General features: G+C 57.1%; 18 protein-coding genes. 5 read left to right on the plus strand and 13 right to left on the minus strand.

The genetic code is table 11. The features are described 5' to 3' along the window. Positions 1-22: 22 nt before the first annotated feature. Positions 23-1,258: a (Fe-S)-binding protein gene (locus tag ACR2R1_RS12755; protein ID WP_434110338.1), complete on the plus strand. Its 1,236-nt coding sequence runs from the start codon at positions 23-25 to the stop codon at positions 1,256-1,258. Between the two features lie 69 nt (positions 1,259-1,327). Here ACR2R1_RS12755 and speD read toward each other — a convergent pair whose 3' ends face one another. After that, positions 1,328-2,122, minus strand: a complete 795-nt coding sequence (gene speD, locus ACR2R1_RS12760) for an adenosylmethionine decarboxylase (RefSeq protein ID WP_077730293.1) — start codon at positions 2,120-2,122, stop codon at positions 1,328-1,330. A gap of 115 nt (positions 2,123-2,237) precedes the next feature. Next, a complete protein-coding gene (locus tag ACR2R1_RS12765; protein ID WP_133717817.1) occupies positions 2,238-2,657 on the minus strand; it encodes an OsmC family protein in 420 nt (139 codons plus the stop codon). 118 nt (positions 2,658-2,775) lie between these two features. Between ACR2R1_RS12765 and crp the strand changes: the two genes are divergently transcribed. Then, complete coding sequence (crp, locus tag ACR2R1_RS12770) at positions 2,776-3,423, plus strand: cAMP-activated global transcriptional regulator CRP (protein WP_077730291.1); 648 nt, start codon at positions 2,776-2,778, stop codon at positions 3,421-3,423. A gap of 42 nt (positions 3,424-3,465) precedes the next feature. Here crp and ACR2R1_RS12775 read toward each other — a convergent pair whose 3' ends face one another. From ACR2R1_RS12775 to radC, 9 genes are all read right to left on the minus strand, one after another. Continuing rightward, the gene (locus ACR2R1_RS12775; protein WP_434110340.1) at positions 3,466-4,977 is read right to left on the minus strand and encodes an ArnT family glycosyltransferase; all 1,512 of its coding nucleotides are present in this window, start codon (positions 4,975-4,977) and stop codon (positions 3,466-3,468) included. Positions 4,978-5,280: 303 nt separating this feature from the next. After that, positions 5,281-7,326: an oligopeptidase A gene (gene prlC / locus ACR2R1_RS12780; protein WP_434110342.1), complete on the minus strand. Its 2,046-nt coding sequence runs from the start codon at positions 7,324-7,326 to the stop codon at positions 5,281-5,283. Between the two features lie 50 nt (positions 7,327-7,376). Further along, the gene (locus tag ACR2R1_RS12785; RefSeq protein WP_133717814.1) at positions 7,377-8,741 is read right to left on the minus strand and encodes an HDOD domain-containing protein; all 1,365 of its coding nucleotides are present in this window, start codon (positions 8,739-8,741) and stop codon (positions 7,377-7,379) included. A gap of 44 nt (positions 8,742-8,785) precedes the next feature. Further along, on the minus strand, positions 8,786-10,195 hold the full coding sequence (locus ACR2R1_RS12790) for an HDOD domain-containing protein (protein WP_434110344.1): 1,410 nt from the start codon (positions 10,193-10,195) through the stop codon (positions 8,786-8,788). Between the two features lie 112 nt (positions 10,196-10,307). Continuing rightward, positions 10,308-11,408, minus strand: a complete 1,101-nt coding sequence (gene gcvT, locus ACR2R1_RS12795; RefSeq protein WP_434110346.1) for a glycine cleavage system aminomethyltransferase GcvT — start codon at positions 11,406-11,408, stop codon at positions 10,308-10,310. Positions 11,409-11,547: 139 nt separating this feature from the next. After that, on the minus strand, positions 11,548-13,680 hold the full coding sequence (locus ACR2R1_RS12800; RefSeq protein ID WP_208110146.1) for a sodium-translocating pyrophosphatase: 2,133 nt from the start codon (positions 13,678-13,680) through the stop codon (positions 11,548-11,550). A 59-nt stretch (positions 13,681-13,739) separates the two neighbouring features. After that, on the minus strand, positions 13,740-15,002 hold the full coding sequence (locus tag ACR2R1_RS12805) for a 6-phosphofructokinase (protein WP_434110348.1): 1,263 nt from the start codon (positions 15,000-15,002) through the stop codon (positions 13,740-13,742). A gap of 431 nt (positions 15,003-15,433) precedes the next feature. Beyond that, on the minus strand, positions 15,434-16,117 hold the full coding sequence (locus ACR2R1_RS12810) for a class I SAM-dependent methyltransferase (protein WP_434110349.1): 684 nt from the start codon (positions 16,115-16,117) through the stop codon (positions 15,434-15,436). Positions 16,118-16,152: 35 nt separating this feature from the next. Continuing rightward, the gene (gene radC, locus ACR2R1_RS12815; protein WP_434110351.1) at positions 16,153-16,827 is read right to left on the minus strand and encodes a RadC family protein; all 675 of its coding nucleotides are present in this window, start codon (positions 16,825-16,827) and stop codon (positions 16,153-16,155) included. A 112-nt stretch (positions 16,828-16,939) separates the two neighbouring features. On the opposite strand from radC, the gene coaBC reads away from it, so the two are divergent. Genes coaBC through argB form a run of 3 tightly spaced genes read left to right on the plus strand, consistent with a single transcriptional unit; the run spans position 16,940 to position 19,548 of the window. Next, complete coding sequence (coaBC, locus tag ACR2R1_RS12820; protein WP_434110353.1) at positions 16,940-18,160, plus strand: bifunctional phosphopantothenoylcysteine decarboxylase/phosphopantothenate--cysteine ligase CoaBC; 1,221 nt, start codon at positions 16,940-16,942, stop codon at positions 18,158-18,160. Further along, positions 18,129-18,584 (plus strand): dUTP diphosphatase, encoded by a 456-nt coding sequence (gene dut, locus ACR2R1_RS12825; protein WP_434110355.1) that lies wholly within the window; start codon positions 18,129-18,131, stop codon positions 18,582-18,584. The genes coaBC and dut overlap by 32 nt, the downstream gene beginning before the upstream one ends. Positions 18,585-18,639: 55 nt before the next feature. Beyond that, positions 18,640-19,548, plus strand: coding sequence for an acetylglutamate kinase (gene argB, locus ACR2R1_RS12830; RefSeq protein ID WP_434110357.1), 909 nt, complete (start codon positions 18,640-18,642; stop codon positions 19,546-19,548). 177 nt (positions 19,549-19,725) lie between these two features. Here the strand turns inward: argB and ACR2R1_RS12835 are convergent, their stop codons facing one another. Together ACR2R1_RS12835 and pyrE are read right to left on the minus strand one after the other, a co-directional pair. Then, entirely contained in the window at positions 19,726-20,739 is a 1,014-nt protein-coding gene (locus ACR2R1_RS12835; protein WP_434110359.1) for a DUF4124 domain-containing protein, read from the minus strand. Next, entirely contained in the window at positions 20,736-21,377 is a 642-nt protein-coding gene (pyrE, locus tag ACR2R1_RS12840) for an orotate phosphoribosyltransferase (protein ID WP_077730279.1), read from the minus strand. The genes ACR2R1_RS12835 and pyrE overlap by 4 nt, the downstream gene beginning before the upstream one ends. Positions 21,378-21,432 lie beyond the last annotated feature (55 nt).

The raw sequence follows: 21,432 nt of genomic DNA on the forward strand, positions 1-21,432 counted from the left end.
TTACAGTTTTTCTCGAACTTCTTTGAATCGATCCGAACGGTTTTCCGACACCGACCTCTGCGTCAAATGCGGGCTGTGCCTGCCCCATTGCCCTACCTACAACAAAACTCTGGATGAGAACGAATCCCCTCGCGGACGCATCGCCCTGATCCAGGGCTGGGCACAAGGATCACTCGCTGCGACGCCGGAATTGGTAAGTCACATCGATAATTGCCTCTTGTGCCGATCCTGCGAGGCGGTCTGTCCGGCCCATGTTCCGTACGGCAGCCTCGTCGATCGGTTTCGCGGCGAGACCGGCGAGGTGGAAAAAACCACATCGGCTCGCATCAAGTCCGCCGGGATCAAGATTGCGCTGACCAATAAGCGCGCTTCCCGCTGGGTGGAACGCCTGGTTGAAAAATCGGGACGCGAGAGCAAAGGACTGCTACAAAAGACGGGCTTGCTGAAAGCACTGGGACTGTCCGAATTCGACGCGGGACTTCCGGATATATCCACTTCGGTACGCTGGAACGATTTTTATCCCGCACAAGGCCAGAACGAGCGTGGCCGGGTCGCCCTGTTTCTCGGCTGTACGGCAAACCTTCTGGATGCCGAGACCGTCTCTTCAGCTCTGCTTGTACTGAACCGGCTCGGCATCGGCGTTCGGGTGCCGGACACGCAGGCGTGTTGCGGAGCACTGCATCATCATTCCGGCGATCAGGCTTCAGCGCGAAAGCTCATGGATCGCAATCTGGCCGCTTTTAATTTGTCCGACGCGGACACCGTCATCACTATCGCGAGCGGCTGCGGTGCGATGCTGCGCGACTATCGGCAATTGGAAGCCACCGCCGATCTCGCCAAGCGCGTCAAAGACATCAGCCAGCTCCTTGCAGAACTCTCCTGGCCCGACAACATCGAGTTCAAACCCCTGGCCGCCAAGGTTTGCGTGCATACCCCGTGCACCCTGAAGAACGTGTTGCGGGCGGAACGTCACGGCGCCGACCTGCTCCACCGCATACCGTCCCTCGACGTAGCATCCCTACCCAACTCCCAGCGCTGCTGCGGTGCCGCGGGCAGTTATATGCTGGAACACCCTGAAATGGCTAAAGACCTGCGGGACGATGTACTCGAATCGGTGACGGCTATCAAACCTGATTTCCTGGCGACATCCAATCCGGGTTGCGCAGTGCATTTAAGAGCCGGCTTTAAGCAGAGAGGGCTGGGCCATATCGAAGTACTGCATCCGGTCACGCTACTCGCACGGCAGCTCGTTCGATAAAAAAGCCGGCTCAGCGCCGGCTTTTTAGAGTTATGGGGTTTACGGAGTCGTGCTAGAGACCGTGATCCCTCATCGCCGCAGTTTGTAATTTCGGCCGTAGAAGATTTCCGCCATTTCCTGCTTGAGCTGCTTCTGAATGGCGATACGCTCCTCGTCGGTCAGCGCATCTTTGTCGGTCTCGAACAGATAATTGTCGAGATGGAAGTCTTTCAGGATCATCTTGGTGTGGAAAATTTTCTCCTGATAGACGTTCACGTCGATCATCTGATACCGCTCCGCCATCGCATCCGAAATGTAGTTCTGAATGGACGTGATCTCGTGATCGTTATAATGCTTCTGGCCGCTGATATCGCGAGTGAAGCCGCGCACGCGGTAATCCATGATCACGATATCGGACTCGAAGCTGTGGATCAGATAATTGAGCGCCTTTAGCGGCGAAATCCGGCCGCAGGTGGATACGTCGATATCGGCCCGAAAGGTGCTAATGCCGCCATAGGGGTGACTTTCCGGATAAGTGTGCACCGTGATGTGGCTTTTGTTCAGATGCGCCACCACGGATTCCGGCGCGGGACCCGGCGCCTCGATATTGGTGATGGTATCCGGCACGTGCCCTTCCGAGATGAGCATGGTCACGCTGGCGCCCTGAGGCTCGTAATCCTGACGCGCTATGTTCAAAATTTCGGCGCCGATGATCGCATTCACATCGGTCAATATCTGCGTCAAGCGTTTGGCGTTGTACATCTCGTCGATGTACTCGATGTAACGACGCTGCTGCTGGCCCGATTTGGCATAGCAGATGTCGTAAATATTGAAGCTCAACGATTTGGTGAGGTTATTGAAACCGTGTAACTGCAATTTTTCCATCGATCTAACGATTACCCCCGTAGTCGGTTGTAACTGCCCCTTGACCGCACGCGCTCACGAATAAAGTGCAGGGCCGGTGCCAAAAGTTCATGAGACCGAGAAACCTGTCCATCGTTCACTCGACTTCGATGATTTCATAGTCGTGCGTAATCTGGGCCGTTTTCCCGAGCATAATCGATGCGGAACAATATTTCTCCGCGGAGAGTTGAACCGCTCGGTTGACCACTGCGTCGCTCAGTCCTTTGCCTTTAACGACGAAATGCACGTGGATCCGAGTAAAAACCTTGGGATCGGTTTCCGCCCGTTCAGCTTCGAGCCGTAGCTCGCAATCCCGCACATCGTGCCGCCCTTTGCGGAGAATATGTACTACGTCGAACGCCGTACATCCCCCCATCCCTATCAGCAAGGTTTCCATCGGACGCACACCGAGATTCCGGCCGCCCGATTCCGGCGGCCCATCCATGACTACCGTGTGACCGCTGCCGGATTCAGCCAGGAACAGCGCATTTTCTACCCACTTGACGCGCGCCTTCATCGAAGACCCCCGAGTAAAAATAGCCGCATACTTTATCACAATTCCCCGCCGGGCCAAGCGAAATTAATCGCTGCTAAACTTGATAGATCGCTTTCCATTCACGAGACCCGCAACGCCTATGCATTCTCTCTCGAAACCGGACGAGGCTCTGGCAAATCTCCTGCCGTATTGCCATCGCCGTCGTTATCCCAACAAAACGCACATTATTCGGCCCGGAGATGCAGGAGACACGCTCTATTACATCATCGAAGGCGCGGTTACGGTCAGTCTGGCGCACAAGCCGAGCGGTGACGATATCGTACTCGCTTATCTGAACAAGGGAGAGTTTATCGGCGAAATCGGAGTATTCATGGGCTCCATGCTTCGGGATGTGACGGTCACGACCCGTGAACCGAGCCAACTTGCCGAGATAGGTTATGCTCGATTTTCTCAATTGCTCAACGGCGAACTCGCCGAACATGCCGTAGGCATTTTGAATCTCCTAGGGCGTCAGCTGTCCCGGCGGCTTTTACACACCAGCCGCAAGGTCGGCAACCTCGCATTCCTCGATGTTTCCGGTCGTATCGCGCACACCCTCATAGAGCTATGCAAGCAGCCTGAAGCACTGACGCACCCCGACGGCATGCAAATCCGCATCACCCGGCAGGAACTGGGCCGCATCGTAGGCTGCTCCAGGGAGGTTGCGGGAAGGGTTCTGAAAAATCTCGAAGAACAGGGACTCCTTTCGGCCAAAGGCAAGACGATCGTCGTCTATGGGACTCGTTAAGCCACAGCCTGCGCTCGGAAAGATGGCCAAGGTTTAGCCCGCTCAGCCTGTCAGTCGGGCAACCACATCCGGCCGCGCAAGTAGAGCAGACGCTTTCCATAATCCGATACGGCGATTGCCCCGATAAGGCTGGGAAAATTCGGCACTCTCCTCAAATGCCTTCTTGCTACCGCGATACACGATGACAACATAACCATCGGGGTGTGCGGCCAACCATTCGGACAGCGCCTTAGGCGTGTGGAGCACCTTGAGCGGTTCTTTCAGCCTCCCGACGAATTGAAAATCCCCGCTGTATTTTTCCCAATGCGCAATCGATACTCTCTGCGCTTGCAACTGGGCAAGACGAGTTCCCATAGGCCGCATGTCATGGTGAGATCGCCCTGCTTCGACATAAATGAGATGCGCGGCCAGCACCACGCCGATCATCGCTCCCACGACTTCTCGCACCATCGTAGCCGAGTCACCGGGCCGCCATAGCAGTAGAAAAGCACCCAGTCCGATGATCAGCGCTCTCGCGATCAAGGGCGATGCTTCGGCGACGGCCACGACTGTGCTATCGGCTTTCGGAAAGCCGAGAACACCGGCGATACCCGGAAGCAAAGCCAACGCCAGCCCCAAGCCCAATACGACCGTTCCGAATGCCCGTTGACCAAAGCGCCCGACCTGAATCGACGGATCGCCGAATACCCGGGCGAAGATCAGTGCCCAGATGGGCAGAGAAGGAAGCAGATAATGAATCTGTTTGGCGCTGACGGCCGATAACAGTATCAATACGGCTGCAACGTGAAGAATGCAGAAGCGCAATTTCAGATCCGCCTTTAGCTCGATCAGCTTGCGCCAAAGACCCGGCCAAAGAATCCATGGAAACAAAAAAATCGGCGATATGGCCGCATACCACCACCATGATCGCTTATGAGCGAAGGAATTGGCGATGCGGCCAGCCGACTGCCCCCAAAAGATGGCTTGGGCGTACTCTTCGCCCCCGGACATGCCGGCGGGAATAGCCCATGCCAAGGCAATGGCCGCGCCCAAGACGGTAGCCGCCAGAATACCGGCGCACCATCCGCCCCAGCCCGAACGCGGACCGCGCCCCATCCACCAAGGTGCCAGCAGACCAACCGGCAGTATGAGCAGCAAGATGATGGGCCCTTTGGACAGTACCCCTCCACCGATCCCGACAGCCGTCATCAACCAGCCGAGATAGGAAGGTTCTTGAGCGGCGCGCAGAATACCCAACACGCCCAGCAAGGCAAAAAAGGCCACCAGCATGTCGTAGAGGGTCAGGGTGGTCCACATGGACCAGACCGCAAGACCGAGCAAAATCAAAGGAGCCAGGCGGGATACCGACTCCAACTCGGGCCACAGCCGGCGCGCCAAACGCTCGGTCAGAATCAGATTGGCCAAGCCGAACAAGGGACCTACCAACCGCGGCGTCCAGTCGTTGACGCCGAAGATGAGCCAGCTCAAATGGATGATCCATTGGAAAAGAGGCGGCTTGTGACTGTACGGTTCGCCGTTCAGGGAAGGTACGAGGAAATCGCCTCGCAGCCACATCTCCCAGGCTACCGATACGGCGCGGGTTTCATCGACGGGTATAAGAGGCCTAAAGGCAAGGCCAGAGAAAACGAGAACGCACCAGAGAAGGACGTAATCCCTGGCAAACGGCCGGTATGGCATAGACGTCGTTGTTATGGATTCACTTTTGTTACGAAAAACCGGCGCCCCCAAAGCACCGGCGCCTGAGCCTGTTCATCCGACTCTACGGCAAGCTGCGGATATCGGTTAAAAGACAAAACAACGGGCGGGGCAACTTACGTCGCCCTCGCCCTGCCTTCATTATAAGGATTTGTATATTCGCTAAGCCGCTTCAACGATGCCGTTGTGCCTTAGCAGGGCATCGATCGTCGGCTCGCGGCCGCGGAAGGCGGTGAAAAGCTCCATGGCCTTGCGGCTGCCGCCTTGCTCGAGGATATTTTCCAAGAACGAGCGGCCTACGTCCGGCGCAAAAATGCCTTCTTCCTCGAACAGCGAGAAAGCGTCGCTGGACAAGACTTCCGCCCATTTGTAGCTGTAATAGCCCGCCGCATAGCCCCCACCGAAGATGTGCGAGAAACTGTGCGGGAACCGGTTGAAAGGCGGCGGGACAAATACCGCCACCTGCTTTCTGACGTCGTCGAGTATCGGATAAATCCGGCCACCCCGGCTCGGATCGTATTCCAAATGAATGCGGAAATCGAACACACTGAATTCGAGCTGGCGGACCATCTGCATGCCCGACTGGAAATTGCGGGCTGCGATCATCTTGTCAAGCAAATCTTCCGGCAAAGGCTCGCCGGTCCGATAGTGGCCCGATATGAGTCCCAGCGCATCGGGTTCCCAGCAAAAGTTTTCCATGAACTGGCTCGGCAGCTCCACGGCGTCCCATTCCACGCCGTGGATGCCGGAAACACCCAGGTAATCGACCTTGGTCAGCATATGGTGCAAGCCATGACCGAATTCATGGAATAAGGTCAACACCTCGTCATGCCGCAACAAGGACGGCTCGCCATTGGTCGGAGGCGTGAAATTACAAGTCAGATACGCGATCGGGTGCTGTATCTTTTGGCCGATTCTGCGCCGGGTGACGCATTCGTCCATCCAGGCTCCGCCACGTTTCTTGGGCCGCGCATAAAGGTCCAGATAGAAACCGCCCAACAAATCGCCCGAGCGGCCATGGATTTCATAAAACCTGACGTCCGGATGCCAGACGTCCACCCCGGATTTTTCCCGGATTTGAAGCCCGTACAAGCGCTCGACCACGCCGAACATCCCGGGAACGACCCGATTGACGGGGAAATAGGTTCGAATCTCTTCTTCGGACAAGGCGAATTTATGCTGCCTAAGCTTCTCTGAATAATAAGTCAGATCCCAAGATTCCAGCGTTTCTTGACCACGCTTTTGGCTTGCGAAGTTTTTCAGCTCTTCGAGATCTCGTCTCGCTTGAGGCAAGCTGCGGCGCGCCAGATCGTTCAGAAAATGCATCACCTCATCGGTCGAGGGCGCCATTTTGGTGGCAAGCGACAATTCCGCATAGTTCGAGAATCCGAGAAGCCGCGCCTCTTCATGGCGCAAGGCGAGAATCCTCTCCATGACTTCGGAGTTGTCCCAGCGTCCGGCATCAGGGCCTTGATCGGACGCGCGAGTGTTGTAGGCGGTGTAGAACTCGCGGCGCAAATCCCGATCGTCCGCATAAGTCATCACGGCAATATAAGACGGGAATTCCAGACTGAACAGCCAACCTCTCTTACCCTGCGCCGCAGCTGCTTGGCGCGCCATCGCAACCGCCGACTCGGGTAATCCGCTCAGCAGCTTTTCATCCTCGATGTGCTTGCTCCAGGCATGCGTCGCGTCGAGCACGTTATCCTGAAATTGACTGGCGAGTTTGGAAAGTTCTTGGGCAATGGCCTTGAAGCGGGACTTTTTCTCCGGAGTCAATTCAACGCCGGACAGACGAAAATCCCTGAGCGCGTTTTCAAGGATCTTCTTTTGCGCGGTATCCAATTCGGTTGCACCCGGGCTTTCGGCGAGCCCGCGGTAAGCCGCGTACAATTCCTCGTTTTGGCCGATTTCCGTCCCGTATTCGCTCAACAGCGGCAGACACGCGTTGTAGGCCTCTCTAAGCTCGTCGCTGTTCACCACGGCATTCATGTGGCTTACCGGAGACCAGGCTTTGTTTAGCCGGTCATCCAAGTCTTCCAACGGCTCTACCAGGTGTTCCCAGGTATCTGTTTTTCCACGTTCAAGCAATTTCGCGATAGCAGCACGGTTTTCTTCCAATATCCGTTCGACAGCCGGCACGACATGCTCCGCTTTGATACGCGAAAACGGCGGAAGACCATCCATATCAAGTAATGGGTTGCTCATAAACTCAAAAAAACCAAATGGAAATATACGTTGGACGGAATACGGCCACGTCAGGTTTTGAAAAACTTCATAGTCCGATCGATCCTCTCCTTGGCTTCATGCAGGACGTTAAGGGTATGGGTCGGCGACAACCGACTATCCTTGAGTTTGGCGCATGCCGGAATGGAATTGATTGCCGGCAGCTCCGCCATGCGACGCGTACCGATATAGCTATGCAGCCTGGATAAGATCACGATATCACTGAGAGCAAGGGCATTGCCGCTGTCGTGATACCATTCTTCAGCCAGCATCGGGATTTCGATCAAATCGGCCGGAAAATCCCACTTTTTCAGCAAGAAAGCCCCTACCGGACCCCGAATATGAGGCATCGCCGACTCGATCTCGTCCGGACTCCAGTACTCGCGAGGAAACTTTTCGGCAAAATAGAGAAACGGCACTACGCCGATATCGGCAACCAATCCGGCTAACAAGGCTTCCTCTTCACTCACTCCTTCGTTCTCGGCGGCTAAAACATAACAGAGGCTGGATAGCTTGATGCTCGTTTCCCACTGCCTGTGAAGGGCTTGATTGATGTAAGGGTCTTGACCACGGAAAACCTGCCTCAGACAAAAGCTGGTCACCAGGTTCCGGGTCGCCGCCAGCCCCAAACGCAAAACTGCATCGTGGCAATTATTGATCGGACGAACAGGCAAGTACAGAGGGCTATTGGCGACATGAACGAGTTTGGCGGCAACGGCGGGATCGAGTTGAACGATGTTGACGACTTCATGGATGTCGACATCGTGTTGTATGGCCTGCCTTAGCTTGAAAGCCACGTCCGGCAAAGAGGGGATTCGCAGTTCTTCCTCGCCGTAAGACTGGGCGAAAGCCTGAAACAGCCGGCCTCCCCTAACAGCTTCCGGAATCCGCTCATCGTTGGAGTCTATTAGAGTTTGCGCCGATTCGTACCTGACCACGCCTCGACTCATGATCTTGCTGGCGACGCGCAATATCTGAATTTCGGTCTGCGCGTACGCCGTGGCGCTGTACTTCTTGCCGCAGCACAAGGGAAACCTCGCTTTGGCAGTATTTGCACTGATCTCGTAAGTTTTCCCGTCACCGAGGTCCATCAGAACCGTCCCTCCCAAGAGGTAATGAATCGATTCGATCGGTTCCCCGGCCTTGAACAGAATTGTGCCGGGTCCATAAACCTCGGCCTTTCTCTCCAAAACGAATGCGTCCAATTCGTCTTCGCTGAGGGTGCGGATCGGAAACAATTCTTTCAGGATGTCCAAGTTGATGGACATCCCCTCCCGTGACGAAGGAACGATTTTCGAGGCTTGCGGATAAGCATCCGCCCCATCCTCGACCGGTGTTTGCGTCTTGAGGCTGGCTGTTTGCCTCCTAGAACCGAAAATTCGTGTCAGCAAGCTCATTTCTCAACTCTATCACAGGACACTGTCGAAAACTGTTACATACATTACTGACCGAATACCCTCAAGGTTTCGGCAATCTGCTCCTTGGCATCGTACAATACCTTGAGCGACTGCTCCGGAGTCAGCGTGGCATCTTTGAGCTTAGCGTATGCGGGTAATTCGGTGATCGGGGGCAAATCTCCCATCTTGGGCGTTCCGACATAACTGTGCCAGGCCGCTAGCCGGACGATATCGGCCAAACCCAGCCGATCCGTACCCGACGAGTAGTTCCATTGCTCGGCAATGATCGGAAGATCGAGATATTCGTCGGCAAACTCCCACTTAGCGAGCAAATATTGGCCGACCGGCCCTTGAATAATCGGCAGGGCTGCCTCGAGTTCCGCCGAGCCGTGATACTCAGACCGAAATTTTTCGGCAAAAGACAGAAAAGGAATGGCGCCGATGCGAACGATCAATCCGCCCAACAGCGCTTTATCGGGATCGACCTGACCGGTTCTCGCCGCCAGCACGGAAGAAATCACCGACAGTTGAAGGCTGCTCTTCCACACGTCCAACATGAGTTTTCTGATCTGCGGACTACCCGCGTTGAAGAGACCTTTCATACTCATGGTGAAAATGAGGTTGCGGGTCGCCACCAGACCTAGCCGAGCAATGGCGCTCTGACACGTCTTGACCGGCTCGGCCGTGAGATAGAGAGGAGAATTGGCCACTTGCACCAACTTAGTCGCAAGTACGGGATCCATCTGCACGATTTTTGTCGCCTTTACGAAATCGATCTCCTCGCGCATGGCCTGCCTTAATTTGAAGGCCACGGACGGAAAAGCCGGCAAGTCGAGCTTGCCTTTATGAAAGGTACGGCAGAAGACATAAAACAAATTGCTCCCACCCAGTTCACGAGGAAGCGGCGATCGAGTCAAATCGGGCGGAACTATCGTCCGGGCGCTCGATCTCTCCGCATACTGTCGCAAGATCACTGCGGGCACGCGCAGCACCCAAACGTCCGTCCAGGCATTCGCCGCAATCGAACTCAGCCCGTCGCGATTCAGCGGGAAGCGTGCGGCATCGCTATCCGAATCCACCTTCGTCTTGCCGCCACGTTCCGGCCCGACCATAACCGTGCCTTTAAGCAGAAACACTGCCGTCTCGGGCATTTCAGCGCCACGAAGCACGGTCGAACCTGCCGGATAGAACTCCATTAGGCGCCCGGAAACGAAGGCGATCAGTTCCTCCTCGCTCAGTGTTGCCAGCGGCGCCAAACGCTTAAGAATTTCGGGAGGAACCGGCTCGGTTCGGATGAGCGTGGGCTCGACACTGGGCGAGTCCAACAGAAACGAATCCGAAGGATCCTGAATATCGGAACGAGCAGCGGTCCTTTTAGCGGCGACCAGCTTGAAGCCGAGCCAGCCCGCCACACCGAGACTGAGGATACCGATTGCCAATACGAGGGTATTCATCTATAGCCGCTCACACTCCAAGGCGGAATATTATTTTCGTTTATGTGACACGCCTCACATACAACTCGGCGAGCCCATGCTAACCACCCTATAAATACTAGCTTAATAGCTGCTAAATTCGATCCAAGCCGAAAGCCGCGTGCCCCTGCCTGACAAAACGTGGCGGCGTAATCCTCGCCTCTTTCGATTGGCCGCGAATCTCTACCCAGGCACGCTCATAGCTGCCGGGAGGCAGACGAGCAAAGCCGACCGAGCGATTCAGTGTAGGCGAGAAAATCCCGCTCGTGACAACACCTTCACCAAACGGCGGAACGACGACCTTCTGCCCATGGCGCAGCACGCCTTTATCGTTCAACACGAGTCCCACAAAACGGCGCAGTTGCCCGATTTTCCGCTGCTCCTCCAAGGCTTTGCGACCGATAAACTGCCGCTCGACCGGCTCCCAGGCCACGGTCCAACCCAGTCCGGATTCCAAAGGGCTTACGGTCTCGTCCATGTCCAATCCATAAAGTCGCATTCCGGCTTCAAGACGCAAGGTATCCCTTGCCCCAAGCCCGCAGGGTCTAAAACCGTTAGCGATCAGTACTGCCCACAGGGCAGCAGCATCGGCCTGAGGCAAGATGATTTCCAAACCGTCTTCGCCGGTATATCCGCTGCAAGATATGAACCAATCGCCAGCCTCGGCAAACTCGAAGGGTACCAATGTCATAACGGCCGCATGCAATTCGGAAGGCAGGCCATCAACCGCTTTGCGCCTCGTTTCCGGCCCTTGCGCCGCGATAATCGCGAGATCCCGCCTGGGCAGGATGCCCACGGAGAATCTAGAGACCTGCCGCTGTATCCAAGAGATGACCTTGTCGCGAGTAGCTGCATTGCTCACAATCCGAAACCGATCCCCTGCCCTGCGGAAAACGATCAAGTCATCCAGTATCCCGCCGCTCTCGTTAAGCATGCAGCTATACAGAGCCTTGCCGGGACCGCTCAATCGATCGACATCGTTCGCCAGGAGCATTCTCAGAAACCGACTGCAATCCGCGCCGTCGAGATCGATGACGGTCATGTGCGACACATCGAAAACACCGGCATCCCGGCGGACGGCGTGATGCTCCTCCAGTTGCGAACCATAATGAAGCGGCAACTCCCAACCCGCGAACTCCACCATGCGTCCGCCAGCCTGCCGGTGGATCTCATTCAAGATTGTTTTGCGCACCATGGGTTCAAACCTGATATTAACGAATGAATATTCGGTTAGACCTAATCGCTCGCCGATACCGACTAGATAAAGGAATCAAAAAATGCATGAAACAAAGAGGCCGGCAAAGCCGGCCTCGATAACTGGATCATCGCGTCACTTACAGTAACGGAATGATCAAAAGAGCCACGATATTTATGATCTTGATCATCGGATTGACGGCCGGGCCTGCGGTGTCCTTGTACGGGTCGCCGACGGTATCGCCGGTCACCGCCGCCTTATGGGCCTCGGACCCCTTGCCGCCATGATGGCCGTCCTCGATATATTTCTTCGCGTTGTCCCAGGCACCGCCCCCGGTAGTCATGGAAATGGCCACGAACAGCCCGGTAATGATCGAACCGATGAGTACGCCGCCCAATGCCTCCTTACCGAGCAGCAACCCCACCAGAATGGGTATCGCCACGGGCAACAGGGATGGCACGATCATCTCCTTGATCGCGGCCACGGTCAGCATGTCCACCGCCTTCGAATAATCGGGCTTGGCTGTATAGTCCATGATGCCGGGAATCTCGCGGAACTGCCGCCGAACCTCGTTAACGATTCCGCCTGCGGCACGGCCCACGGCCTCCATGGCCAAAGCACCGAACAGATAAGGCACCAAGCCGCCGATGAAAAGCCCGATGACCACCATGTGGTTCGACAAGTCGAAGGTAATGCCGCCGCCCAAATTATGGGTGTAGTCGGCGAACAGCACGAGCGCGGCAAGCCCTGCGGAGCCGATGGCGTACCCCTTGGTTACCGCTTTGGTGGTATTGCCGACGGCATCGAGAGGATCGGTGATGTTACGGATTTCGGCGGGCAAATCGGCCATCTCAGCGATGCCCCCGGCGTTGTCCGTAATGGGACCGTAGGCGTCCAGCGCCACGATCATGCCGGTCATGGACAGCATTGCCGTGGCCGCCACGGCGATTCCGAACAAACCGGCCAGCTCGTAGGCTCCCCAGATGCTGGCACATACGGCAACAACGGGGCCCGCCGTCGACTTCATGGAGATGCCAAGCCCCGCGATGATGTTGGTAGCGTGCCCGGTGGTCGACGCCGATGCGATATGCTGAACCGGCTTGAATTCGGTTGCCGTGTAGTATTCGGTGATGGCGACCATCACCCCTGTAAGAACAAGACCGATGAGGGCGGAGAAATAGATGCTGTGGGCCGAAATCGATTCGCCCGCAAACGAAACATCGCCACCGAACAATGCCAGAGTGACCGGATAGAACGCCAGGGCGGACAAGCCGCCGGAGACGATGACGCCTTTGTAGAGGCCGCTCATGATCTTGCGTCCCTCGGCAACCTCCACGAAAGAAGTGCCGATAATGGATGCAATGATGGAAATTCCGCCGAGCACCAAGGGATAAGCGATGGCGTTCTCCGACCCGGCGGTGAGCAGGCTGGCCAGCAGCATGGTGGCGACGATCGTCACCGCGTAGGTCTCGAACAAGTCGGCGGCCATGCCGGCACAATCGCCCACGTTGTCGCCCACGTTGTCGGCGATAACCGCAGGATTTCGGGGATCATCCTCGGGAATCCCGGCCTCGACCTTGCCCACCAAATCGGCGCCCACGTCGGCGCCCTTGGTAAAGATGCCGCCGCCCAAACGGGCGAAGATGGAAATCAAAGAACCGCCGAAGGCGAGTCCCACCAGTGCGTGCAACGGATCGTCGACGCCGGAGGCTTTCAGGATCACATAGTAACCGGCGACACCCAACAGTCCCAATCCGACCACCAACAGGCCGGTGATGGCACCGCCCCGGAAAGCGACGGTGAAAGCGGCATTCATGCCTTGATATGCGGCCTGTGCGGTGCGGGAATTGGAGCGCACCGAGATGTTCATGCCGATGTAACCGGCAACGCCGGACAGCACCGCACCGACGGCAAAGCCGATGGCGACAGCCCACCCGAGGGCGACACCGATAACGAGAAAGAGAACACCGCCGACCAGACCGATCGTCTTGTACTGACGGTTCAGATAAGCTTTGGCGCCTTGCTGAATGGCGGAGGCAATTTCCACCATGCGCTCATTGCCCGGCGATTGGATATTAATCCAGGCAATGGAAAGGATTCCGTAGATCAGGGCGGCAACCGCGGCCGTGAACGCGAAAGCCACTCCCCAGCCGATTGTGAAACCGATGTATAGGAACTCGATGAGTCCCAAACCGGCGATCATTTTACAGCGGCGGTCACTCAGCACTAACCGGACGCCCTCTTGCGCGCGGGCGACGAGTAAATAAGCCATTTTCTCCTCCTCTTTTTTGCTTTCTTGTTTTTACGTCACATGGGGCATGAACTCGGAAATCAAACTGCGAATTGGCTGGTCAGCCTCTTGGGAACCGACGCATTTTTCAACACGACGTAATTCGGCAAGCCATCTTTGTACGGCGGGTAATCTTCGCCCTCTATCAAAGGGCGCAAATAGGCGCGACAAGCATCGGTAATGCCGAAGCCGTCCGGAGAAATGAATTCCCGCGGCATTTTCTTTTCCACATTGGCCACGTCCGACAAGTCGGCGTGACCGATCTTCCACTGATAAGGCGAATCGGAGGTACGAACGACCGTGGGCATGACCGCATTCCGGCCATCCAAAGCCAGTTCGACGGCGGCCTTACCGAGGCCGTAAGCCTGTTCGACATCGGTTCTGGAAGCAATGTGCCGGGCGGCGCGCTGCAGATAATCGGCTACGGCCCAGTGATACCTGTGGCCCAGCGAGCTCTTGATCAGAGCGGCAATGACCGGGGCGACACCGCCAAGCTGGGTGTGGCCGAAAACGTCTTTGATACCGGCATCGGCCAGAAACTTGCCGTCCGCCCCCTTTACGCCTTCCGAGACCACTACCGAGCAATAGCCGTAACGCTTGACCCTCTCGTCGACCGCGGCCAGAAACTCGGTTTGATCGAAGGGAATTTCGGGAAACAGGATCACCAGCGGGATATCGTGTTCCGCATCGGCCGCCAATCCTCCGGCGGCAGCGATCCAGCCAGCATGGCGCCCCATGACCTCGATCACGAATATCTTGGTTGAAGTGGCCGCCATCGAGGCCACGTCGAAGCTGGCTTCGCGGGTGGAAACCGCAATGTACTTGGCTACGGAACCGAAACCGGGACAGTTGTCGGTAATGGGCAGGTCGTTATCGACCGTCTTGGGGATATGGATGGCGCACAAGGGATAACCCATCTTTTCCGAAAGCTGCGACACTTTCAGACAGGTATCGGCCGAGTCGCCGCCGCCGTTGTAGAAGAAATAGCCGATGTCGTGGGCCTTGAAGACTTCGATCAGCCGTTCGTATTGCGCCTTGCTCTCATCGAGTCCCTTCAGCTTGTAGCGGCAGGAGCCGAAAGCGCCGCCCGGCGTGTGCCGCAGCCCGGCAATGGCTTGATCGGATTCCTGAGCCGTGTCGATAAGATCTTCGGTCAACGCACCGATAATGCCATTCCGCCCGGCATAAACACTACCAATATGATTACGGTGCCGCCGCGCGGTTTCGATCACACCGCATGCCGATGCGTTAATGACGGCGGTTACACCGCCGGATTGGGCATAAAATGCATTCCGAATGGCCATGGCCGCCCTTTATCGTTCTAAAGTCCTAATAAAAAGCCTACATTAGAACAATTACCCTTGCAGTACAAGGCGCTTAGGCTAACCGCCAAGGGTATTTGCACCATACGGCTATATTGGAATTGACAGCCAGATACGATGATTGTTTTCCACAGCGTCCGATGTTGTCTTTAGCCTTTCTACTGCGCCTCCTCCCGTGACACGCCGAGCAATGCGCCGGGACGATTCGCCGCGTCTGAGATGTTTACACAGATGCGGAATAAGGGTGATCCGTGTCGCCGAGCCATTAAGGCGGCACGGGCGACAATGTGCTGAGCGTCTTGCCCGGAGTCCGGAGCAACGACAGAATCGGCGGCGGTCCTCGAGTCAACGCGACAAATGCGTCGTGCAAGAACTGACTCTATTCGGCCATGAAAGCGGCCTCGGTCACCCGCTTAACGCTGGGCTTCCCGTGACGAAAGCCGACCCGACACGACGAGATGGCGGTCGCTGACGATATTTACAGAAAAGCTGGCTAGGCCGGCTTTCTCCAATTGCGCGCGGATTTCATCCGGCCGGTAAGCCGCACGAAGGGAGTTCGAGAAATCCCGTTTCAGCACCTCCGGCGCGTCGGCCGCATACTGCCGGACCAGTTCGTTTAGCTGCTCTTCGCTCTCGGGCCGCAGCAGGTCCATAATAAAAATCGGCGCGCCGGATTTTCCCCACCGCTTCACGGACGCCCATAACACCATGGGATCGGCCAGGTGATGGAGCAGCGAATTCGAGATCACCGCATCGTAAGACGTCAGCGGTAAGGTGGCATCGGGAAGATAGGCTCTGATCAGCCGGATACGCTGCTCCAAGCCTGCCGAGCGAACGGCTTTACGGCCGAACCCGAGCATGGCCTCGGCCCCATCCACGCCATCGATACGGCAATTCGGAAAGGCGCGGGCGAAACGCACGGTTACGTCGGCCGAACCGCAGCCTAAGTCGAGAACTGCGCCGGCCAGCGTGTCGTCCGGAAACGCGGATCGAAACAGGGAGACGAAATGATCGTGCGGCTCGGAAAAATCCGCCTCCGCATAAGCTTTGGCCTGATCTTCCTCGTCCATCAATTCCGGCTCGGGTACACGCTGCATGTTCGGCTCCATCGACAAGATCGCTTAGCAACGCACTATATCAACCCGTGCTCAGCGAAAGAATAGGCTTCCCCGTCACCAACGATGAAATGATCGAGCACGCGTATATCGATGAGCGACAAGGCTTGCTTGAGCCTTTGCGTGATGTGCTTGTCGGCCTCGCTGGGTTCGGCGATGCCCGAAGGATGGTTGTGGGCGAATATCACGGCCGCGGCATTGAAGGACAAGGCCTTTTTAACCACTTCCCTAGGATAGACGCTGGCTCCGTCAATAGTACCCCGGAACAGCTCTTCGAATTCGATGATCCGGTGCTGGTTGTCGAGAAAAAGAGCCGCGAATACCTCGTGAGGATGGCTGCGCAACTGCGCGGCGAGATAGCGGCGGGTCAGGTCGGGACTGGTTAGCGCGCTTCCGCGCCGGAGCGTCTCCTTGAGATGTCTTCGGGCCATTTCGAGCACGGCCTGAAGCAAGGCATATTTGGCCGTCCCGAGCCCGCGGCTGCGGCTGAACCGTTCGAAGTCGCTTTCCAGCAATGCCCTCAGCGAGCCGAACTCGTTGAGCAGTTCGCGAGACAGATCCACCGCAGTCTTGCCTTTGACCCCCGTGCGCAGGAAAATCGCCAACAGCTCCGCGTCCGACAAAGCCAGCGGTCCTTTTTGAAGCAGCTTTTCCCGCGGTCTTTCGTCGTCGGGCCAATCCGTGATGGGCATAGCTCCCCCCGTCCAATAAAGTGTTTCAAACCGAATCGCAGCAAAGCATAGAAGCCGTAACGCAAACTTGCCATAATGCGGCGGCTCAACCTCTTATCGAAACCAGCCAACATTGACCTATCTCACCGGTAAAAACATCGTTTTGGGTGTTACGGGCGGTATCGCCGCCTACAAAGCTGCCGAACTGACCAGACTTTTGCGTAATGTCGGCGCCTCGGTACGGGTAGTCATGACCCATGCAGCGACGGCTTTCGTCTCTCCGCTGACGTTTCAGGCGCTTTCTGGCAATCCGGTGCATACCGAGTTGCTCGATACCGGCGAGGAATCGGCCATGGGGCATATCAGCCTGGCCCGGTGGGCGGATCTGGTGCTGATCGCGCCGGCCACGGCCGATTTCATTGCCAAGCTCCGGATCGGACTCGGTGACGATCTTTTGTCGACCGTGTGTCTCGCGACCCGCGCCCCGATCGCCGTCGCCCCCGCCATGAACCAGGCCATGTGGGACAACCCGGCGACCCAAGAGAACGTCCGCCGCCTGTCCGACCGGGGCGTTCGAATACTCGGGCCGGCGGAAGGTGATCAGGCCTGCGGCGAGGTCGGCATGGGCCGGCTCTTAGAACCGCAACGGATTTTGGAGGAGTTGGAAAGTTTCTTCGGAGGCGGGGTTCTGGCCGGACTGTCGGTCCTGATCAGCGCTGGCCCTACCCGCGAACCGATTGATCCGGTGCGTTACATCAGCAACCGAAGCTCGGGCAAGATGGGCTACGCGCTTGCGGAGGCCGCCGGGCGGGCTGGCGCGAAGGTCAGTCTGGTGACCGGCCCCACGGCACTGATGCCTCCAAACGTACACGCGGTGTCATGGGTCGAGAGCGCCGCGGACATGTACCGCTGCGTCATGGACAAGGTCCCGTCCGCCGACATCTATATCGGCGCCGCGGCGGTGGCTGACTATTCCCCGGAAACCGCCGCGAACCAAAAAATCAAGAAAAACCAGTCGGAAATGGTTCTGACACTGCGTAAGACCCAGGACATACTGAGCGCCGTCAGCGCCTCGGCGAAACGCCCGTTCACCGTGGGCTTCGCCGCCGAGACCGATAAACTCGAAGATTACGCCCGGCAGAAGCTGACGGCCAAATCGCTGGACATGGTGGCCGCCAACTGGGTCGGGCGCGACGAGGGTGGGTTCGAAACCGACGACAACGCACTCTTCGTCTGCTGGAACGGCGGCCATATCTATTTGCCGCTGGCCCCCAAGAAAACCATTGCCGAACAACTCATACGACTCATTGCCGAACGCTATCATGCGCAAAATTCAGTTAAAGATTCTCGATAAGCGCCTCGGGGGCGAAATTCCCCTGCCCCATTACGCCACATCCGGCGCGGCCGGGCTGGATCTTAGGGCCTGCCTCGACGAACCGCTACGGCTCGAACCGGGCGAATCCAAACTGATTCCGACGGGGCTCGCCATCCACATCGAAGATCCAGGACTTGCCGCCGTGCTGTTGCCGCGCTCGGGACTCGGACACAAGCACGGCATCGTGCTCGGCAATTTGGTCGGCCTGATCGATTCCGATTACCAGGGCCAGGTTTTCGTCTCCTGCTGGAACCGGGGAACCGAATCCTTCGAAATCCAGATCGGCGACCGTGTCGCGCAGATGGTGTTCGTGCCGGTAGTGCAGGTGGAATTCGAACGGGTCGATGACTTCGAAACCAGCCGAAGAGGCGCTGGAGGCTTCGGACATACGGGGCATCAATAGGATTCAGACATCCGGCGGAACAGCGTGCTTCCGCCCTACTCTCCTGGAGTCATCCGTGAAAAAGCAAGAAGCCATCGAAATCAACTCCGCAACCCACATCGCCCACGTCCTTATCGAAGCGCTGCCTTACATCCGGCGCTTCAAAGGCAAAACCGTAGTCGTCAAATACGGCGGCAATGCCATGACCGAGGAACGGCTCAAGAACAGCTTCGCCCGGGACATCGTGTTGCTGAAGCTCGTCGGCATCAATCCGGTCGTCGTCCACGGCGGCGGCCCCCAAATCGGCAATCTGCTGCAACGTTTGGGCAAGACCAGCGAATTCGTGCAAGGCATGCGGGTGACCGATGCCGAAACCATGGACGTGGTCGAAATGGTGCTCGGCGGCCTGGTCAACAAGGAAATCGTCAATTTGATCAACCGGCATGGCGGCTCGGCGGTCGGACTGAGCGGCAAGGACGGCGACCTGGTGCGTGCCCGCAAGATCGTGGTCAAGCAGCGCTCTCCGGAAACCGAGGAACCCGAGATCATCGATCTGGGCCATGTCGGCGAGGTCGAGAGCATCGACTCGTCCGTGGTGGACATGCTGGTACAGGGGGATTTCATCCCGGTCATCGCACCGATCGGCGTCGGTACCGACGGTTTTTCCTACAACATCAATGCCGACTTGGTGGCGGGCAAAATGGCGGAGGTCTTGAAAGCCGAAAAGCTGATACTTTTAACCAACACCAAGGGCATTCTGGACAAGGAAGGAAGTCTATTGACCGGGCTATCCCTGTCCGAAGTGGATGATTTGATCTCGGACGGCACCATTACCTCCGGCATGATCCCGAAGGTGCGCTGCGCCACGGACGCTCTCAAAGGCGGCGTCGCCAGCGTTCACATCATCGACGGACGGATCGACCACGCCGTGCTGTTGGAGCTTTTCACCGATCAGGGGATCGGCACGCTCCTGATGCGTCGCTAACGGAACCGGCGCTTGAAACCTCGAAAAACCGCCTTCCCGGCGGTTTTTCTCTTCGCCAAGCCCAAACGCGGTTTCGGCTTGGCTTACGTTTTCAGCCGCTTACGCGGCCGAAAACGACGGGGCATCTCTGCCCCGTACGAGCACCTCGAAGTTTTTCGAGGTGCCCGCTCACGAAACTCACCCAGGACCGGCCAAACCGGCCTCTACGTAAGGCTTGAAACCGGCACGGATCTGGCGAACTTCGGGGCTTGCGCAAAGCGTTTCGCCGACTGTCGACGGCCGGCACCGTATGTCGAGAAAAATGACGCTCTCGGTTTTGCGGGTGATGCGGGTAACGGTTGTAGTGAACTCCCGCTCGTCACGGGGAGCCGCCGTTTGCAGGATTTTGTCGTTATCGATGGATAACGGCGCATCGGTATGTTCGAGCAGGTAAGCTCGCGCAAGGCTCCACGCCTTGTCGCACATCGCTCCCGCTGAGCAGGAAACAGCGCTGACGATGATGTTCCCGGTATCGGACTTATCCGCGCTATTCGGCGACTCGATCCAGGTTTGATGCCATCTCAAGCCGCGCTTCGGGTCGTTGATCGCTTTGAAGCGGGCGATGTCCTTGGCAAAGCTATCCGAAATTGAGGCTTTTTCGGCTTCGATGCGCTTTATTTTCGCCTCGTGACCGGCGATCTGTCGTCGTGCCGCTTCCATTGTGTCGCGTAGACTTTTTGGAAGCGCCTGCCCTTTTTTCTCCAGATCTGCGGCGCGCTTTTCCTGTCCGTCCAATAACGCCTGTTGGCGCTGTTTATTGGCTTCGGTCACCTTGATCAAGGAATCCAGCATGTTCAATTTTCCTTGCAAGGCCAGGTTGATCTCTTCCTCGCTGCGGTAGGTTCTGAGCAGCGCCAAATCCCGATCCCGCTGCCCGGCCAAAATCCGCTCCTGGTCGAGACGCAACTGTTTGAGCTGGTTTTCGCCCTCGATTTGCTCCGGCGACTTGGCCCCCTCGAGCACTTCCACCTCATGCCCTTGGGCATCGAGCTTGGAGCGGCGGTGCTTGGCCTCCTCGGGCGGAACCCGGTCGGAGTAATGCACGGCGCCTTTTTCGTCGACCCACCGGTAAGTCGCGGCATCGCTGCCCGCCCCATAAACGGCGACGGCAAACGTGATCCAGGCAACGCGAAAACCGGTTAGAGGTGTCATAACACGCCGAATCGGGACTGGTATTCCCGAATCGCTTCAACGTCCGTGCGACGATTGGCCTTCTGAAGAAATTCGAGAATATTGCGCAGCGTGACGATGGAATAAACCGGCAACTGAAACTGATTGGCGACTTCCTGCACCGCGGAAAGCTCGCCCCGTCCCTTTTCCTGCCGATCCAGGGTGATCAGAACGCCGCTTGGTACCGCCCCGGCAGCCCGGATGATGTCCACCGACTCCCTCACCGAGGTACCAGCCGTAATCACGTCGTCGACGATCAGCACCGAACCTGTAAGCGGCGCTCCCACGAGCGAACCGCCCTCGCCGTGATCCTTGGCCTCCTTGCGATTGAAGGCGAACGGGACTTCCTCCCCGGTTTCCCGGGCCAGGGCCATGGCCGCGGCGCAAACCAGGGGGATACCTTTATAAGCCGGGCCGTACAAGACATCGGCCTTGATGCCCTCGTGCAACATGGTCTTGGCATAGAACTCGCCGAGCTTTGCCAGACGGGCTCCGGTATCAAAGAGCCCGGTATTGAAGAAATACGGACTGTGCCGACCGGACTTCAGGGTGAAATCACCGAAGCGCAAGACGCCGCATTGGAGTGCGTATTCGATAAATTCCGCTTGGAATGGCTGCATGTATCGGGCTATATCTCTGTAATCTCGTTTTCTAAAGCCGCCGGCGAGCGAGTAG

Origin of the sequence: Methylocaldum sp. GT1TLB, from assembly GCF_051027445.1 — a bacterium.
In the GTDB taxonomy this organism is placed as follows: Bacteria; Pseudomonadota; Gammaproteobacteria; order Methylococcales; family Methylococcaceae; genus Methylocaldum.

Bases quoted from the DNA above. Each gene is read 5' to 3' on its own strand.
- speD (WP_077730293.1), bottom strand. From the start codon at position 2,122: ATGGAAAAATTGCAGTTACACGGTTTCAATAACCTCACCAAATCGTTG.
- ACR2R1_RS12765 (WP_133717817.1), bottom strand. From the start codon at position 2,657: ATGAAGGCGCGCGTCAAGTGGGTAGAAAATGCGCTGTTCCTGGCTGAA.
- crp (WP_077730291.1), top strand. From the start codon at position 2,776: ATGCATTCTCTCTCGAAACCGGACGAGGCTCTGGCAAATCTCCTGCCG.
- ACR2R1_RS12775 (WP_434110340.1), bottom strand. From the start codon at position 4,977: ATGTGGCTGCGAGGCGATTTCCTCGTACCTTCCCTGAACGGCGAACCG.
- prlC (WP_434110342.1), bottom strand. From the start codon at position 7,326: ATGAGCAACCCATTACTTGATATGGATGGTCTTCCGCCGTTTTCGCGT.
- ACR2R1_RS12785 (WP_133717814.1), bottom strand. From the start codon at position 8,741: ATGAGCTTGCTGACACGAATTTTCGGTTCTAGGAGGCAAACAGCCAGC.
- ACR2R1_RS12790 (WP_434110344.1), bottom strand. From the start codon at position 10,195: ATGAATACCCTCGTATTGGCAATCGGTATCCTCAGTCTCGGTGTGGCG.
- gcvT (WP_434110346.1), bottom strand. From the start codon at position 11,408: ATGGTGCGCAAAACAATCTTGAATGAGATCCACCGGCAGGCTGGCGGA.
- ACR2R1_RS12800 (WP_208110146.1), bottom strand. From the start codon at position 13,680: ATGGCTTATTTACTCGTCGCCCGCGCGCAAGAGGGCGTCCGGTTAGTG.
- ACR2R1_RS12805 (WP_434110348.1), bottom strand. From the start codon at position 15,002: ATGGCCATTCGGAATGCATTTTATGCCCAATCCGGCGGTGTAACCGCC.
- ACR2R1_RS12810 (WP_434110349.1), bottom strand. From the start codon at position 16,117: ATGCAGCGTGTACCCGAGCCGGAATTGATGGACGAGGAAGATCAGGCC.
- radC (WP_434110351.1), bottom strand. From the start codon at position 16,827: ATGCCCATCACGGATTGGCCCGACGACGAAAGACCGCGGGAAAAGCTG.
- dut (WP_434110355.1), top strand. From the start codon at position 18,129: ATGCGCAAAATTCAGTTAAAGATTCTCGATAAGCGCCTCGGGGGCGAA.
- ACR2R1_RS12835 (WP_434110359.1), bottom strand. From the start codon at position 20,739: ATGACACCTCTAACCGGTTTTCGCGTTGCCTGGATCACGTTTGCCGTC.
- pyrE (WP_077730279.1), bottom strand. From the start codon at position 21,377: ATGCAGCCATTCCAAGCGGAATTTATCGAATACGCACTCCAATGCGGC.